This is a genomic window from Collinsella sp. An271, assembly GCF_002159695.1.
GTDB classification, from domain to species: Bacteria; Actinomycetota; Coriobacteriia; order Coriobacteriales; family Coriobacteriaceae; genus Collinsella; species Collinsella ihumii.
This window is the reverse complement of the sequence record NZ_NFJE01000001.1, coordinates 153,296-170,088: the sequence shown is the minus strand read 5'-3', so window position 1 is coordinate 170,088 and position 16,793 is coordinate 153,296. Positions and strand designations below refer to the sequence as shown.

Annotated in this window: 13 protein-coding genes and 1 tRNA gene; 7 read left to right on the top strand and 7 right to left on the bottom strand. The window is 66.0% G+C overall.

Annotated features, from left to right (window positions below; translation table 11 throughout):
• Positions 1 to 8: 8 nt before the first annotated feature.
• From B5F74_RS00740 to aroF, 7 genes are read right to left on the bottom strand one after another with little or no spacing between them, the layout of a single operon-like run.
• The gene (locus B5F74_RS00740; protein ID WP_087199194.1) at positions 9 to 1,247 is read right to left on the bottom strand and encodes a shikimate kinase; all 1,239 of its coding nucleotides are present in this window, start codon (positions 1,245 to 1,247) and stop codon (positions 9 to 11) included.
• Complete coding sequence (locus B5F74_RS00735) at positions 1,248 to 2,393, bottom strand: bifunctional chorismate mutase/prephenate dehydratase (protein WP_087199192.1); 1,146 nt, start codon at positions 2,391 to 2,393, stop codon at positions 1,248 to 1,250.
• Positions 2,394 to 2,445: 52 nt separating this feature from the next.
• Complete coding sequence (gene aroC, locus B5F74_RS00730) at positions 2,446 to 3,549, bottom strand: chorismate synthase (protein WP_087199190.1); 1,104 nt, start codon at positions 3,547 to 3,549, stop codon at positions 2,446 to 2,448.
• Between the two features lie 3 nt (positions 3,550 to 3,552).
• Positions 3,553 to 4,872, bottom strand: coding sequence for a 3-phosphoshikimate 1-carboxyvinyltransferase (gene aroA / locus B5F74_RS00725; protein WP_087199188.1), 1,320 nt, complete (start codon positions 4,870 to 4,872; stop codon positions 3,553 to 3,555).
• Complete coding sequence (aroB, locus tag B5F74_RS00720; protein WP_087199186.1) at positions 4,866 to 5,969, bottom strand: 3-dehydroquinate synthase; 1,104 nt, start codon at positions 5,967 to 5,969, stop codon at positions 4,866 to 4,868. Before aroB ends, aroA begins: the two co-directional genes overlap by 7 nt.
• A gap of 18 nt (positions 5,970 to 5,987) precedes the next feature.
• Positions 5,988 to 6,887, bottom strand: coding sequence for a prephenate dehydrogenase/arogenate dehydrogenase family protein (locus tag B5F74_RS00715; RefSeq protein WP_087199184.1), 900 nt, complete (start codon positions 6,885 to 6,887; stop codon positions 5,988 to 5,990).
• A complete protein-coding gene (gene aroF, locus B5F74_RS00710; protein WP_087199182.1) occupies positions 6,884 to 7,909 on the bottom strand; it encodes a 3-deoxy-7-phosphoheptulonate synthase in 1,026 nt (341 codons plus the stop codon). Before aroF ends, B5F74_RS00715 begins: the two co-directional genes overlap by 4 nt.
• A gap of 259 nt (positions 7,910 to 8,168) precedes the next feature.
• On the opposite strand from aroF, the gene B5F74_RS00705 reads away from it, so the two are divergent.
• From B5F74_RS00705 to mreC, 7 genes are all read left to right on the top strand, one after another.
• Positions 8,169 to 8,245 (top strand) — tRNA-Arg (locus tag B5F74_RS00705).
• Between the two features lie 81 nt (positions 8,246 to 8,326).
• Complete coding sequence (locus tag B5F74_RS00700; protein ID WP_087199180.1) at positions 8,327 to 11,107, top strand: HAD-IC family P-type ATPase; 2,781 nt, start codon at positions 8,327 to 8,329, stop codon at positions 11,105 to 11,107.
• A gap of 122 nt (positions 11,108 to 11,229) precedes the next feature.
• Positions 11,230 to 12,345 (top strand): zinc ribbon domain-containing protein, encoded by a 1,116-nt coding sequence (locus B5F74_RS00695; RefSeq protein WP_087199178.1) that lies wholly within the window; start codon positions 11,230 to 11,232, stop codon positions 12,343 to 12,345.
• Between the two features lie 205 nt (positions 12,346 to 12,550).
• Entirely contained in the window at positions 12,551 to 13,093 is a 543-nt protein-coding gene (locus B5F74_RS00690) for a peptidylprolyl isomerase (RefSeq protein ID WP_087199176.1), read from the top strand.
• Complete coding sequence (locus tag B5F74_RS00685; protein ID WP_087199174.1) at positions 13,093 to 14,589, top strand: tetratricopeptide repeat protein; 1,497 nt, start codon at positions 13,093 to 13,095, stop codon at positions 14,587 to 14,589. The genes B5F74_RS00690 and B5F74_RS00685 overlap by 1 nt, the downstream gene beginning before the upstream one ends.
• A gap of 120 nt (positions 14,590 to 14,709) precedes the next feature.
• Positions 14,710 to 15,741 (top strand): rod shape-determining protein, encoded by a 1,032-nt coding sequence (locus B5F74_RS00680; protein ID WP_066832225.1) that lies wholly within the window; start codon positions 14,710 to 14,712, stop codon positions 15,739 to 15,741.
• A gap of 89 nt (positions 15,742 to 15,830) precedes the next feature.
• Positions 15,831 to 16,781, top strand: coding sequence for a rod shape-determining protein MreC (gene mreC / locus B5F74_RS00675; protein ID WP_087199172.1), 951 nt, complete (start codon positions 15,831 to 15,833; stop codon positions 16,779 to 16,781).
• Positions 16,782 to 16,793 lie beyond the last annotated feature (12 nt).

Here is a 16,793-nt window from a genome sequence, read left to right as displayed (position 1 = left end):
GATGGGGCTCAGTTCGCAAGCCCGAGCTCGTCAATGACGGCCTCGGCGGTGCGCTCGGCGCAATCGCGCGACTTGACGATGAGGTCCGCCCAGGCGCGGTACAGGTCCATGCGCTGGTCGGCAAGCTTCTGCACGCCGTCGCGTGCGGATATCGGCCTGCCTGCGGACGAGAGCTCGCCGAGTGGACGGTCGAGCATGATGATACGGCTGTTCTCATGCAGCAGCTCGTAGTTTTCGGGGCGCGTGACCACGCCGCCGCCGCACGAGATGACAAGGCCCGACCGTGCGCCCAGCTCCCGCAGGCACGCGGTCTCCTCCTGCCTGAAGGCCTCTTCGCCCGACGTGGTGATGAACTCCGCGCAGCTGCGGCCGGTGCGTTCGGCGAACGCGGCATCGGCGTCGACGTGCTCGCGACCGAGCATGCGCGCAAGGTTCTGCCCGACGCGAGTCTTCCCACTGCCTGGCATGCCGATCAGGGCGATGTTCTGCGTCGAGGCCGAGAGCCGCTCGGTCACCTCGACGATGCGCGCGTCGTCGATATGCGCGCCCGTGTAGCGCTCGACGGCCTGCGCCGCCTGCGCGACGAGCATCAGCAGGCCGCCCGCGGTGGCGATGCCGAGGCGCTCGGCCTGCATCATGATGCCGGTGCGCGCAGGGTTGTAGACGATGTCGATGACGGCGCTGAGGTTGCCGAAGCGCTCGAGATCGAGGGGCGAGGCGGGGCAGTTGGGGTACATCCCCACGGGCGTGCAGTTGACGATGAGCTCGACGTCGCGGTACGCGTCGAGATCGTCGTAGGTCACCTGAGCGCTGCGTCCGACCGTGATCGCGCGCACGCCCATATCGGACAGGACGGTGCGCGCCGTCGTCCCGGCTCCTCCGCTGCCCCCGAGCACGAGCGCGGTCGTTCCGGCCACATCGATGCCCAGAGACTCGACCAGGAACTTGAACCCGAAGTAATCGGTGTTGTCTCCACGCAGGCGCCCGTCAGCAAGGCGCACGATCGTGTTCACGTTCCCAAGGCGCTCGGCCGCTTCTGCGAGCTCGTCGAGATAGGGCATCACGGCCCGCTTGTAGGGGATCGTGACGTTGACGCCCTCCCATTCGTCTCCGCGCAGGAACTCCTCGAGCTGCTCGGGCTCCCGTTCGAAGCGCACGTAGTCCATATCGGCGAGGTCGCGGTAGATGGCAGGGGTGTAGCTGTGCTTGAGCGTGCGTCCGAGCACGCCGTAGGGGCGCGTCGCCATCTAGACCACCTCCGTGTACGATCCGATGTAGGTGTAGCGCTCGCACACGTCGTCGAGGGCGTCGAGCAGTGTGTTGAGCGCCGGCGTGCCGAAGGGGCAGTCGAGGTCGAAGTAGAACATGAACTCGAAGTCCCGGTTGCCGATGGGGCGGCTCTCGAGCTTGACGAGGTTGATGTCGAGCGCGTAGAGCCGTTCGAGCACCCGGTAGAGCGAGCCGGGGGCGTGCGGCAGGGTCAGCATCAGCGACGTGCGTGTGGCGCCGGGGTAGATGCGCGGGGTTGCGGACACGACGACGAAACGGGTGAAGTTGCTCCCCTCGTTTTGGATGTCCTCCCGCAGGACATCGAGCCCGTACAGCGAGGCGCAGTCTCGAGAGGAGAGCGCGGCGATGTCGCGACGCTCGCTGGTGGCGACGCGCTCCGCCGCCTTCGCGGTGTTTTCGCACACGTGCACGCGCACGCCGAGCTCCTCGATCGCGTCGGAACATTGCGCGAGGGCCTGCTCATGGGAATAGATTTCGCGGATGTCCTCGAGACGCACGCCGGGCTTTGCGAGCAGCTGATGATCGATTTTGAGCCGCAGGGAGCGCACGATGGAGAACCGGTACTGCGCGAGCAGGTCGTAGACGGCGTTCACCGATCCGGCGGTGGAGTTCTCGATGGGAAGGACGCCGAACTCGACCAGGCCGTCGCGCACCGCGCGGAACACGCCCTCGAACGAGGTCATGAACGTGATCTTGGGCACTTTGAACAGCTTGCAGGCAGCGATCTGGCTGTAGGCTCCCTCGACGCCCTGGCAGGCGACGGTGGCTGTGGTGGGGAACGGCTGGTCGACCGGCATGAGCGATGCGAGGGCGCGCGACGTCACGCTTTCGGGGTCGCCCTCGTGCAGAATCTTGAGCTGAGCCGCCTTGTTCATGCTCATCAGCAGCGAGAACAGGCTCGCGACCTCGGGGGCGAGCTCCTCGGGCGCCGCATGGACCAGCGTGTGGAGCTTGTCGCGCTCCCGGGCGGGGTCGAACACCGCCTTGCCGGTGCGCTTTTTTGACGCGGCCACCTCGGCGGCAAGGCCCATGCGCTCGACGAACAGATCGAGGATGTCGGCATCGATCTCATCGAGACGGGCGCGAATGTCGGTTAGTTCCATGGTTGTTCCTCAACGGTACGGTAGATGGGGGCGGATCGGGAAGCGGGCTCGATCAGGCAGGAAAGCGGAAGCCGTCTTCCAGCATGGCGTCGAGCAGGGCGAGGGCGCACGCGGCCTCGGCGACGGGTACGGCGCGCGGCACGATGCACGGGTCGTGGCGCCCGCGGACGGTAAGGTCCGCGTCCGCGCCCGCGTCCATGTCGACGCTGCGCTGCGGGGTTCCGATCGATGGCGTCGGCTTGACGGCCATGCGCCAGATGACGGGCGCTCCCGTGGAGATGCCGCCCAGGATGCCCCCGGCGTTGTTGGTCTGGGGGCGCACCTCGGCCCCCTCCATGCGGTAGGGGTCGTTGTTCTCGCTGCCGTGCATCCGCGCGGCGGCGAATCCGGCGCCGAATTCGACGCCCTTGACGGCGGGGATGCCGAACGCGATGCGGGCGATGCGGTTCTCCAGGCCGTCGAACATGGGGTCGCCGACTCCCACGGGGACCCCGTAGGCCGCGCATTCAATCACGCCGCCGACGCTGTCCATCTGCTGCTTCGCCTCCAGGATGCACGAGCGCATCCGGCTTGCCGCCATGGAGCTGATACACGGCAGCGGATTGGCCGAAATCAGGGTCGTCTGGGCCTCGTTGAGCTTCATCGGGTCGAGCGGCATGTCCACGACAGGTTCGGGTCCCAGGCTCGCGATGTGGGCGACGATGCGGATGCCGTGCAGGGAGAGCGCCTGCAGGGCGATGCCGCCCGCGATGCACAGCGGGGCGGTCAGCCTCCCGGAGAAATGGCCGCCGCCGGAGACGTCGTGGTTGTTCGCGTACTTGATGCGTGCCGGATAGTCGGCATGCCCCGGGCGCGGGATGCGCCTGAGCTCGGCGTAGTCGACCGATCTCGTGTTGGTGTTGCGGATGATCGCCGCGATCGGGGCGCCGTTGGTGTGCCCGTCGGTGATGCCGGCGATGAATTCCGGCCGGTCGGCCTCCTTGCGCGCGGTCGATGTCGGCGCATGGCCGGGCGCGCGCCGATCGAGGAAGCGCTGCAGCTCGTCCGCGTCGACCGGGATCCCCGCGGGGATGCCGTCGAGGGAGCACCCGATGGCGGGGGAGTGCGACTGGCCGAATATGGAGAGCGTGATCGCGTTGCCGAATACCGATGCCATGCGCTACTCCTCGGTCAGCTCGACGCGTCCGCCGAGCATGCGGTAGTGGTCGAAGAACGCCGGGTACGACTTGCGGACCGCCTCGGCGCCATGGATGAGCACCTCGCTGTCGCAGCGGATGGCGGCGATGGCGGCCATCATGGCGATGCGGTGGTCGTTGTGCGAATCGACCTCGCCGCCGGACAGGCGCTCCTGCCCGTAGATGACGAGGCTGTCATGATCGATGGTGACATGCGCGCCGAGCGCGGCGAGCTCGGATGCCGTCGTGGCCAGGCGATCGGATTCCTTGATGCGCAGGCGGGCGCAGTCGCGAATGATGGTCGTGCCGTCGGCGCATGCCGCGACGGCGGAGATGACGGGCACCAGATCGGGGATGTCCTGCGCGCTCATCGAGAAGGCGTGCAGGTTGTCCGGCTGCACGATGGCGGCTTCTGATGCGCGCTTCGTGCGCGCGCCGAAACGCGAGAGGGCGGCGAGCACGTTGCGGTCACCTTGGGCGGAGGTCAGGGAGATCCCGCGGACCTCGACGGGCTCGTTTCCGAGCGCTCCCGCGCACAGCCAGAAGGCGGCGTTCGACCAGTCGCCCTCGACCTTGACCTCGCCGGGCGTGCGGTAGACGTTGCCGCTCGAGCGGAAGCGCGTGATGTCGTCGATCCCGTTGGGAGCCGTCATGCGCTCGATGGCGATGTCGACGCCGAACAGCTTGAGCGCCTGCACGGTCAGGTTGATATACGGCCTGCTCTCGATGCGGCCGTGCACCTCGATCTCCGAGTCGCCGGGCAGCAGGGGGAACGACAGCAGCAAACCCGAGATGAACTGCGAGCTCACCGTACCGGGAAGCACGAAACGTCCCGGGCGCAGCCGTCCCGACGTGACGAGCGGGAAGCCGCCGTCGGCGGACAGCGTGCAGCCTGCCGCCATGAGTTCGTCGGTGAGGGGCGTGAGGGGGCGCTCGCCGAGGCGCTGGGCACCGACGAAGGTCGCCTGCGCCCCGAGCGCGCAGGCGACGGGCAGCATGAAGCGCAGCGTGCTTCCCGATTCGCCGCAGTCGAGCTTGGCGCCCTGGAACGCCTTGAGGATGCCGAGCTCGATGCTCTTGGGAACGGGGTGGACCTCATATCCGTCGTCGACGACGTTGATGCGCGCCCCGAGCGAGGTGAGGCAGCGCACGGTCGCGTCGATGTCCGCGCACGTGGTGTTGCAGACGACATGCGTCGTCCCGCTCGACAGCGCTGCCGCGATGATGAGGCGGTGCGCCATGGATTTCGAGGCGATAGCCGGGACGGATCCGGCGAGCGGGGTCGGGGTAATGCGGGCTAGCATGCGATGTCACCCTCCTGCATCTCGAGTCCTTCGGAAATGATCGAGCGGAATTCCTCCAGATCGGTGGGCTCGATGGAGCACGCGCCGATGGCATGCGGGATGACCAGGTCGATCGAATCCCCGCGACGCTTCTTATCATGGAGCGCCGCGGCGTAGATCTCCTCGACGTTGCGGCTGCAGGTATTCTGGAGCCCATGGGCGGCAGTCAGGGAGCGGATGCGCGAAGGCACCTCGGCATCGCAGTACCCGCGGTGCGCGGACGCCGACGCGATGAGGTTCATGCCGATGGCGACGCACGTGCCGTGCCCGAGGCGGTAGCTCTCGGACGCCTCCACCGCATGGCCGATGCTGTGCCCGAAGTTGAGCAGCTTGCGTACGGACGATTCGCGCTCGTCGGCCACCACGACGGCCCTCTTGATGTCGATGTTGCGCGCAACGAGCAAAGCGACGCGCGAGACGTCCTCCATCAGCAGGTCGAGCGTGAGCGGCGTGCGCTCCAGCTCCTCGAACAGGTCGGCGTCGGCGATGGCCGCGTGCTTGATCACCTCGCCGCAGCCGTCGGCGAACTGCTCGCGCTCGAGCGTGGCGAGGCAGCCGATATCGGCGATGACGAGCTTGGGCTGCCAGAAGGCGCCCGCGAGGTTCTTTCCCGCCGCGAGGTCGATGGCGCACTTGCCGCCGACCGAGGAGTCGACCATGGCGAGCAGGCTGGTGGGAACCTGCACGAAGCTGCAGCCGCGCATATAGGTTGCCGCGGCAAAGCCGGCCATATCTCCGGTGACGCCGCCGCCCAGGGCGACGACCACATCGGAGCGGGTCATCTCATGGCGGGCCATGAACTCGAGGATCGAGACGTACGTGTCGGCGCGCTTGTGCTCCTCACCCGCCTCGAACGTGAACACGTCGACCGCGTAGCCGGCCTCTTCCAGGCTTTTGCGCACGGGCAGCGCATAGAGCGGGCCCACGTTCGTGTCGGTGACGATCACGGCGCGCTCGCCGCCGCACGCCTCGCGCGTCAGCGTGCCGGTCTGCTCGAGCAGCATCGTGCCGATATAGACGCGATAGGGCTGCTTGGTATCGATGTCGAGGATATACATATTCGGCCTTTCGGTGGATTACGATGCGCGTTCGTTGGCGTCGTCGAGGCTCCGCTTGATGCGGTCGCCCTCGGCGAGCAGCATGCGGAGCCGGTCCCGGTCGCCCGCATCGAGCGCGTCGCGATACGCGGAGAGCGCATCGATGAGCCAGGTGATCTCCTGGCTCAGGTTCTTCGCGTCGTCGCACATGAGCTCTGCCCACATGGACGGGTTCAGGTGGGCGACGCGCGTGAGGTCGCGATAGCTCCCCGCCGAGAACCCATGATGTACCTGCGCGGTCGGGCTCTTGACGTACGCGTTGGACACGACGTGCGCGAGCTGGCTCGTGAACGCGATGACCGCGTCGTGGGCCTCGGGCGTCGTGACGCTGAACGTGCCGAAGCGAAGCGGCACGAGCAGCGTGTTCACGCGGTCGAGAAGCGTCAGGCGTGAGATGTCGTCGACGGGCGGCGGCGTGAGCACCATGGGGGCCCCGCAGAAGAGGTCGGCGCGCGCGAAGGCGAAACCCGAGTTCTCGGTTCCTGCCATGGGGTGGGCTCCCACGAACGCGAACGAATGGTCGCGCGCGAGCTCGAAGGCGCGCTCGCAGACGGCGGTCTTGACGCCGGCGGTGTCGATGACCACTGGGCCCGTTCCGGCAGCCGGGTCGGAGCAGGATCCGAGCAGTTCGGCGTGCTCCTCAAGCCATGCGGTGCAGGCGCCGGGGTAGGCGGCGAGCACGATCAGGTCGCATTCGGGGATGGTCCGCTCGTCGAGCTCGCCGGCGATCGTTTCTATGCGCGCGGCGTCCATGGTGTCGGCGCTCGTGTCGTATGCAAAGACCGTCGCTCCGGCCGCGCGGTAGGCGCGGGCGAAGCTGCCCCCGATGAGACCCAGGCCGACGATGCCGATGCGCATGTCCTGCGCCCGGGTGGTCATGATTGATCATCGCCCGTCGAGATGACGGCTCGGATGGCCCTGATGCGGTCCATCGTGCGGTCGAACTGATCCGGGGTGAGCGCCTGGGAGCCGTCCGACCACGCCTTCTCGGGGCAGTCGTGCACCTCGATCTCGAGGCCGTCGGCACCTGCGGCGCACGCGGCGAGCGCCATGGGCTCCACGTAGCGGGTGTAGCCGGTCGCGTGGCTCGGGTCGGCCACGACCGGCAGGTGGGACAGGTAGTGGAGGACGGGGACCGCGTTCAGGTCGAAGGTGTTGCGCGTGCGCGTCTCGAACGTGCGGATGCCGCGCTCGCACAGGATCACGTTCTCGTTGCCCTCGCTCATGATGTACTCGGCTGCCATGAGCAGCTCGTCGATCGTGCCCGACATGCCGCGCTTCAAAAGGACGGGGGTCGTGGTCTTTCCGACCTCTTTGAGCAGGGGGAAGTTTTGCGCGTTGCGCGCGCCGATCTGCATGACGTCGATGCCGCGGTCCACGAACAGCTGGACGTCGCGCGGGTCCATGACCTCGGTCACGATCGGCATGTCGAGCTCTCCTGCCGCCTCGATGAGCAAATCGAGACCCTCGGCTCCCATGCCCTGGTATGCGTAGGGCGAGGTGCGGGGCTTGAACGCGCCGCCGCGCAGCATGGTGGCGCCCGCCTTCTTCACGCGCCGGGCGATGGTCAGGAGGTTCTTGCCCTCTACGGAGCAGGGGCCCGCGATAACCTGGAAGTTGCCCCCGCCGATCTTCACGCCGTGCCCGCAGTCGACCACGGTGTCGGCGGGATGGAACTTCCTGTTCGCCTTCTTGAACGGTTCGGAGACGCGCTGAACGCGCTCCACGATGTCCATGGACTCAAGCAGAAACGGGTCGATCTTGGTCGTGTCGCCGACGAGTCCGATAACGATCTCGTTCTCACCATAGGACACGTTGGTCTGAAGACCCTTTTTCTCGATCCACGAGACAAGGTGGTTGACGGCGTCGTCAGATGCGCTTTTGCGCAGAATGGCGATCATGGCGCTCCTTTCCGGTCAGGGTAATAGGGCAGTGTATACCAAACGTTCGCTCTGCTGCACTGCAGTGTTCAACTTTAACCCGTTCGTAGCCTCCTGGGCGAACTTTTAGGGACAGTCCCCTTTGGTTCACGGCGGCGCACGTGCGCCGCCGTGAACCAAAGGGGACTGTCCCTAAAAGTTCGCCGCCGGAAGTTCACGCATGGGACTTGTGTGGATAGTGGCGCGCCCCGCGCTCGGTCGCTATAATCGATTGCGTTGCGCCCCATTAGCTCAGGGGATGAGAGCGTCTGCCTCCGGAGCAGAAGGCCGTTGGTTCGAATCCAACATGGGGCACCAAGCGATTCTGTTGAGAACCGCGTCGGATGACGGCGCTGGTTCTCTTTTTATATTGGCCGACCGTGATGTTCAAGGAGCGCCATGGCACCCCACGATCCCGACTCATACGCCGCGGCGGCGGGAGAGCCGCTTTCCGGCCTTTCCCTCGACGAGGTCCAGCAGCGCATCGATGCCGGACAGGTGAATGTCAACATGGAGCTCAAGACCAAGTCGGTCCGCGAGCTCATCATCGAGAACACGCTCACTCTGTTCAACCTGATCAACGTGATTCTCGCGGTGCTCGTGATCATCACGGGGTCGTTCAAGAACCTCACCTTCCTGCTGATCGTGATTCTGAACACGGGCATCGGGATCTTCCAGTCGCTGCGCTCCAAGCGGATGGTCGACAAGCTCACCCTGCTTGTGAGCAAGCGGGCCCGCGTCATCCGCGGCGGGGAGGAGTCCGAGATCGATCTCGAGCAGATCGTCAAGGACGATATCGTCCGCCTCGGGCGCGGAGACCAGATTCCCGCGGACGCCGTCGTGGTCCAAGGCGAGGCCCAGGTCAACGAGAGCCTGCTGACCGGCGAGAGCGACCTGATCCGCAAGGTCCCCGGCAGCCATCTCATGAGCGGCAGCTTCGTCGACTCGGGCGTCGTGTGCGCCCGTGTCGAGCACGTCGGCGCCGACAACTACGTCGCGCGCATCAACAACGAGGCGAAGTACGTCAAGAAGGTCAACTCCGAGATCATGAACGCGTTGAACGCCATCGTGCGGTTCGCGAGCGCCATCATGCTCCCGCTCGGCATCGCGCTCTTCCTGTCGAGCGCCTACGAGTCGTACGCGCGCTGGGCCGCGGCGGCGGGAGGGTCTGCTGCCTCCATCCTGACCTGGCTGTTCTCCGGCTCGGCGGCCTGGGGCGAGGTCAGCGCGGCGATCCTCTCCACGGTCGGCGCCCTTCTCGGGATGATTCCCCAGGGCCTCGTGCTGCTCACCTCCTCGGTTCTCGCCATCGCCACGTTCCGCCTCGCGAGGCGGAACGTGCTCGCGCAGCAGCTGTACTGCATCGAGACGCTTGCGCGCGTCGACGTGCTGTGCCTCGATAAGACCGGCACCATTACGTCGGGGCGCATGGAGGTCGAGGGCGTCTACGCCGTGGGCGACAACGGCCAGGCGGTCCCGCTCGCCGACATCGAGCCCGAGCGCGCCGCCGGCATCGACGCGGCGCTTGCCGGCATCGCGCGCGCGACATCTGCCGACGCGAACGAGACCTGCCGCGCCATCCTCGACTACTACGCCAAGCGCACGTCCGGCGAGCTCCAGGCCCTCGCCGTAGTTCCGTTCTCGTCGACGAAGAAGTGGAGCGGCGCCTCCTTTGCCGAGGGGGCCTACATCATGGGCGCCGCGCAGTTCTGCCTGCCCGAGCGCGCGTTCGGCGTCGTGCGCGACGCGGTGTTCGCCCTCGCGGAGACCTGCCGCGTTCTGGTGATCGCCAGGGTCGACGGCTTCACGGATGAGGGCGATATGATCGGGGAGGCCCAGCCGATCGGATTCGTCACCATCCGCGATGAGATCCGATCCTCCGCCGCGGACACGATCCGCTATTTCTGCCAGCAGGGCGTCACGCTCAACGTCATCTCCGGCGACGACCCGCGCACCGTGTCCTCTATCGCCAAGGTGGTCGGCGTGCCGGGGGCCGAGTCGTATGTGGACGCCACCTCGCTCGACACCCCCGCCAAGATCGAGGCGGCGATCGATCGATACCACGTGTTCGGGCGCGTGACGCCCCAGCAGAAGCGCGAGCTCGTCGTCGCCCTCAAGGAGCGCGGCCACACGGTGGCGATGACCGGCGACGGAGTCAACGACGTCTTGGCCCTGAAGGAGGCGGACTGCTCGGTCGCGATGGCCGCCGGCTCCGACGCGGCGCGCAACGTCGCCGAGATCGTGCTCGTCGACAACGACTTCGCCTCGATGCCCGAGGTCGTGGCGGAAGGCCGCCGCTCCATCAACAACCTGCAGCGATCCGCCGCGCTGTTCCTCACCAAGACGCTCTTCTCGATGGGCCTCGCGGCGCTTTGCATCTTCTTCCCGCCCTATCCGTTCCAGCCCATCACGATGACGGTCATCAACTTCTTCTGCATCGGGTTCCCGAGCTTCGTGCTCGCCCTCGAGCCCAACCGTGCGCGCGTGCAGGGCAAGTTTCTCACGAACGTGCTCAAGCGCGCGTGTCCCGCCTCGCTCGCCGTGCTCGTCTCGTGCTGCCTGTGCATGCTCGTCGCCGGCAACTTCGGCCTTGGCGAGCAGGCGCTCTCGACGATGTGCCTCATTTCGACGGCGGCGGTGGGCTGCAGCCTGATCTGGCGCATCTCCTATCCCTTCACGCGGCTGCGCCTCGCGGTCTTCATCTTCGTCGTCGTGGGCCTCGCGTGCGCCATCGTGCTGTTCCCCGAGTTCTTCTCGATCGCGGCGCTCTCGGTGCCCATCATCGCCTCAACGCTTGTTTCAGCCCTCGTCGGCATCGTCCTGTTCTTCACCGTGGCGCGCGTCGTCGACCGGGCGGCCGCCAAGCGCAGCCGTTCCGCCACGGGGTTCGGGCGCGGCGTCAAGATGTCGCTGGGCCGCGGTTCCCACAGGGTGACATCGACCGGGTCGAGCGCGCGCAGGGGGATTCGCACCGTGACCAGCATGGTTTCGCGCCATCGCGAGCAGCGCGACCTGTCTCGTGCCCAGGTGTCCGCCTCGAAGGCGGTCAAATCGGAGTCTGACGCCGCGCGCCGCAAGCGCCAGCGTCGCGTCGTGCAATCCTCCTCGGGCATCAAGGTCTCGATGGGGAAGCGCTCGCGCCCGGCGTCGCGCGACGATACGTCGCAAGCCGGCCGGTAACATATCTTTCATGCATGCTCCCGCCGGCTCAAGGTCTGCACAACGAGGTGGTATCCTAGTACACAGTCGCGCCGATGCGCGACGCCTGATCACCTGATGAACGTACGCGAAATGGGGATGCTGTGATCTGTCCGCACTGCCTGAAGACAATCGATGACGGGGAGACGTTCTGCCCGCACTGCCATGGGTATGTCGGCGGATCATCGAGCTCCGATTTCGTGTTCTGCGAGGGATGCGGCGCCCGCCTGTCCGTCCATGACCGCACGTGCCCCAAGTGCGGCCGTCCGGCCCCGGGCATCCTGTCCACCGAGTCCTCCTCATCCGACCTCGCCGCCGGCAAGACGGCGAGCTTCCCCCGTCTGACGAAAAACCTCATCCAGACCGAGGTTCCGGGGGCCGAGCCGGTCTCCGTCGCGCGCGCGCTCGACGATTCGGTCGACCCCTCCGAGACGAACGTGCTCAACAGGAGCGATTTCGAGGAGGCGCAGGGCAAACGGCGCGCCAAGAAGGCCCGTCCCGCAGATGAGGACCCCTATCATCCACATAAGCGCTCGTATAAGGGCCTCATCATCACCCTCGTGGTGCTCGCCCTGATCGGCGGCGCGGCGGTTTTCATCATCAAGGACCCCCTGGGCGTCATGCCCGGGTTCTACCATGCGTTCCAACAGGCCGCAAGCGATACGTTCCCGAGCAGGCAGGTGGGCGAGAACGGCGAGCTGCCGACCGATACGGTGGGGGACGCCGCGGGCGACGACGCTTCCGAGCAGCGCACGCTGACCGACGAAGAGGTGTATATCCAGCTGACGACGATCTACGAGCGCATCGTCTCCTACGATTCCGCAGAGGCGATCGGCGAGGTGATCGATGCGTTCAACGGATGGTATCTCGATCCCGACCTGTCCGTTCGCCAGCAGCGCTCGAAATCCGCATACTCGCTGCGCGATTCCATCCAGGCCACGATCGATGAGCTCGACAACCTCAACGTGTCCGAGACGACCGTCTACACTGAGGAGATCGACCATCTGCGCCAGCTCGCCGAATGGATGTACGGCCGCGTCAACCAGATCTGCGAGTCCTGGGACGTATCGCTTGCGATACCCGAAGGGGAGTCGACGACCGCGCAGCAAGACGAGATCTTGGCGCCTATGCGCCGCGCCGGCAACGAGGACCTCGAGAACTTCGATGCCTACGTCAACGAATGGCGTCCCCTCCCGCCCGAGGAGGCCTCAAACGAGTGATTCGCAGCACCCCGGTTATTCGCCGGGGTGCATTTTTTAGTATGAGTGGAGGCTCCGATGCACGCATCGTTGCCGCGCGATGGCCGCTTCGGTCCGCCTCCGCGCGACCCTGAACCTCACAATTTCCTTGCCATTGTTATGAATCCAGCGGTATTTGCTAGAATTGACGGGATACGTTGTCAATTTGAGCAGAAGGGGTCTCCGTATGTTCGGAAAGAAGCTGTATACCCCCGCTTACGAAGTTGCTGGTGACGAAGTAGCGGTGATCGAGACGTCCAAGGGCACTATCCGCGTTCGCCTTGATGGCGCCGGCGCCCCCATCCACGTCGCCAATTTCTGCGAGCTCGCGCATGGTGGCTTCTACGATGGATTGAAGTTCCACCGCTATGTCCCCGGTTTCGTCATCCAGGGTGGAGACCCCAACACGCGCGACATGACGTCCGAGCAGGTCGCCGCCGGCCAGGCCGGACCCTCCGGACGCCCGGGCACGGGTGGCCCCGGATACTGCATCAAAGGCGAGTTCACCACCAATCCCAACAACAGCCACGATGACGGTGCGCTTGCGATGGCCCGTTCCATGGATCCCGATTCCGCCGGGTCCCAGTTCTACTTCTGCCTTGGTCCCCAGCACGGGCTCGACTCGGGCTACACCGTGTTCGGCCAGACCCTCGAGGGCCTTGAGGTCATTTCCCAGCTGCGTGCAGGCGACGAGATCGTCCACGTCGACATCGTCCATAAGGAGCTCTAGTGAACGCACAGTATTTCGATCGCGCCCGTGCAGCACTGCGCTCGGGTGACTATTCCGCGGCAGCGAGCATGTTTTTGGCATGCAAGGAGCCCGGCGAGGTGGCCGGCGAGGTCGACCACCTTCGCGGCAACGCCCTGATGAAGCTCGGCCTGTACGCCGATGCCGAGGCCGCCTACACCGAGGCTCTCGAGGACGCCGCATACGGCAAAGCGGGCGCGCTGCTCACCAACCGCGGCAAGGCCCAGGCTGCCCGCGGTGACTACGAGGCGGCCGTCGAGTCCTTCACCGCCGCGACCAAGGACGCCTCCTACGCGACCCCGTACAAGGCCTACCTCGGTCTTGCGAACGCGCTGCTCAAGCTTGACCGCGTGACCGATGCCGGCGTCGCGTTCCGGTCGGCTGCCATCGACGGGGCGAATCCCGCCCCGGCTTCCGCCCTGGCGAGCCTGGGCGACTGCTTCGTCAAGCTGGGCCGTCCCGCCGATGCGGTCGAGTCCTACCTCACGGCGCTCGATTACGTGAGCCCGCATGACGACCCGCGTGCCATCGAGGCCGGCCTCGGCATCGCGTACGCCGCGGCCGGTCGCTCCAACGACGCCGTCGATGCGTTCAACCGCGCGACATCCGATGGCATCTATCAGCTCGATTCCGACCAGCAGGCCGCCTTCGAGCAGGCCAAGGAGGACGTCGCCAACCGCGCCGCCATCGTGGCGCAGAGGCAGGCTGCAGCCCCGGCCACGGGCTACGGTGCGCCGCAGCCCGTTGATCCGCTCGATCCCACGGGGAGCACCGGCGGCTTCATGCCCGACCCCTCAGACACCGGCTTTTTCACCATGACCGAGTCCGAGATGATCCAGCAGGACCGTCGCGAGACCAAGATCCGCCGCAAGAAGCGCCACACGGGCCTGAAGGTCTTCGTCGTCCTGCTCCTGCTGATCATCATCGCGGCAGGCGGCCTTGGCTTCGCCTACACCCGCGGCTTCGGCTTCCCCTCGCAGCAGGGCGCCATCTCCGGTCTGCTGCAGGCGGTCAACAGCGGCGAGGATGCCAACCAGTACCTCTCGCCGAACCTGTCCGATGACGCCAAGTCCATGATCACCTCGTCCCTTGAGGGCCTGGGCGATGCGACGGCGACCGTCACGGGCCTCGATGCCGGCATGACCGAAAGCGACGCCACGGTCGACGTCACCATGCCCCAGGGCGGAACGGTGACCTATCAGGTCCACTTCGTCCGTAGCTCCAACCACATCGGATGGGCTGTCGAGTCGCTCACCATGGACTTCGGCACCGATGACCAGCAGGCGGTCGACACGACCGGCACCGCCGCAGATGCGACCGGCACGGATACGGGCTCTCTGTCCACCGACCTGGACTCCACCGACGTCGCGCCTGACGCCACCGGCACCGACGACTCCTCCTCGACCGATCAGTCCGCCAACGACACCGCCGGCACGACCGACGGAGACGCCGCGGACGGCACCGCCGATACCATGTAATATTTGCTAGAGCGGCGTCTGTGCCCCCGAGCACGCGCCGCTCTGCACTACACTTCATACAACGTGTGCCACGGCACTGCACGTACCACAAGACCTACAGGAGCGGTTTTGTTTTCTTTGATGGACATGTTATTTGGTCAGTACGGGGGAGACCTCGCTATTGACCTGGGCACGGCCAACACGCTGGTATCCGTGCGCGGCAAAGGCATCGTCATCCGCGAGCCGTCCGTCGTCGCCATCGATAAGAACGACGAGCGCATCTTGGCCGTCGGCATCGACGCCAAGCGCATGCTCGGCCGCACGCCGGGCAATATCGTCGCCGTCAGACCCCTGAAGGACGGCGTCATCGCCGACTTCGACGTGACCGAGGCCATGCTGCGCTACTTCATCGACAAGGCGAGCGAGAAGCGCTATCCTTGGACGCCCCGTCCGCGCGTCGTCGTGTGCGTGCCGTCCGGCGTGACGAGCGTCGAGAAGCGCGCGGTCTTCGAGGCCACGATCTCGGCCGGCGCGCGCCAGGCATACCTCATCGAGGAGCCGATGGCAGCAGCCATCGGCGCCGACCTGCCCGTCGAAGAGCCCACCGGCTCCATGGTCGTGGACATCGGCGGCGGCACGACCGAGGTCGCCGTGATCGCCATGGGCGGCATCGTCGTGTCCCAGTCCATCCGCATCGCGGGTGACGAGTTCGACCAGGCGATCCTGTCCCACGTCCGCGACGCCTACAATCTCGCCATCGGCGAGCGCACGGCCGAGGATATCAAGATCAAGGTCGGTTCCGCCGTGCCGCTCAAAGACGAGCTCGACGTCGAGGTCAACGGTCGCGACGTCATCTCCGGTCTTCCCAAGACGGTGCGCATCGAGAGCGAGGAGATCCGCCGCGCCCTCAACAAGCCGCTCGACGAGATGACCAAGGCGGTCAAGGAGGCGCTCGACGCCACGCCGCCCGACCTGGCAAGCGACCTCATGTACTACGGCATCTTGCTGACCGGCGGCGGTGCGCTGCTGCGCGGTCTCGACGTTCGGCTGCGCGATGAGACCGGCGTCGCCGTCAACGTGAGCCCGACCGCCCTCGACAACGTCGTGAACGGTTGCGCGCGCGTGCTTGAGGCCAACGCGTTCGATGGCGGATTTGTTCAGAGCAACGCTTAACGTCGGAAGGTTGACTTCGTTTGCCCCGTACTCAGAAGTACCCATCATCCCATTTGAATACGAAGAAGCAATCAACGGGACTCGCCCCGTTGATTGTTTTTTGCGTGCTGTCGGTCCTGCTGCTCACGTTCTACATCCGTGAGGGAGAGACGGGGCCCATCCACGCCGTCCGCTCCGGCGTCGTCACCGCCACGAGCCCCGTGCGCTACGTCGGCTCAGTCGTCGCCTCCCCGTTCAACGCCCTCGGCAACATCTTCTCCAACCTTACGGCGTCGCAGGAGACCTTGAGCGACCTCAAGCAGCAGAACGCCGAGCTGACCGGGCAGGTCGCCCAGCTTGCGGAGGCCAAGGAGACCGCCGAGCGGCTCGAGGGCCTGCTTGGCCTGCAGTCGACCTACAACCTGCAGTCTACCGCGGCGCGCATCATCGGCGGCTCCTCCGACGCGTGGTCGCAGACCGTCACCATCGACAAGGGATCTCTCGACGGCTTCGAGATCGGCATGCCCGTCTGCAACGCCTACGGCGTCATCGGCCAGATCACCGAGGTCGCGCTGTCTTCCTCCACGGTCCTGCTCATCAACGACGAGACGTCCGGCGTGTCCGCCATGGTCCAGAGCTCTCGGGCTCAGGGCATGCTGCGCGGCCAGGCCGACGGCAGCCTGCGGCTCGAATACGTTTCGACTGACTACGACGTCCAGGTGGGCGACATCGTCATCACCTCCGGACTCGGCGGCGTCTTCCCCAAGGGCCTGCCTTTGGGCACCGTCTCCTCGGTCGAGCGGCGCGACAACGACGTGTACTACGACATCGTCGTGCGCACGAGCGCATCGACCGAGAACAACGAGGAGGTGCTCGTCATCACCGCGTTGTCCGACGACCAGCGCGCCACCGACGAGGACATCGCCGCCGCCAACGACATCGATAGCGTCCAGACGAGCACGGGCGATGGTGATTCTCAGGAGTCCGACAAGACAGGGGAAGATGGCTCCACGGACGGGCAAGATAGCTCAGATACCACGGACAGATCGACTGAAGAGTAGGGAGGCGCGACG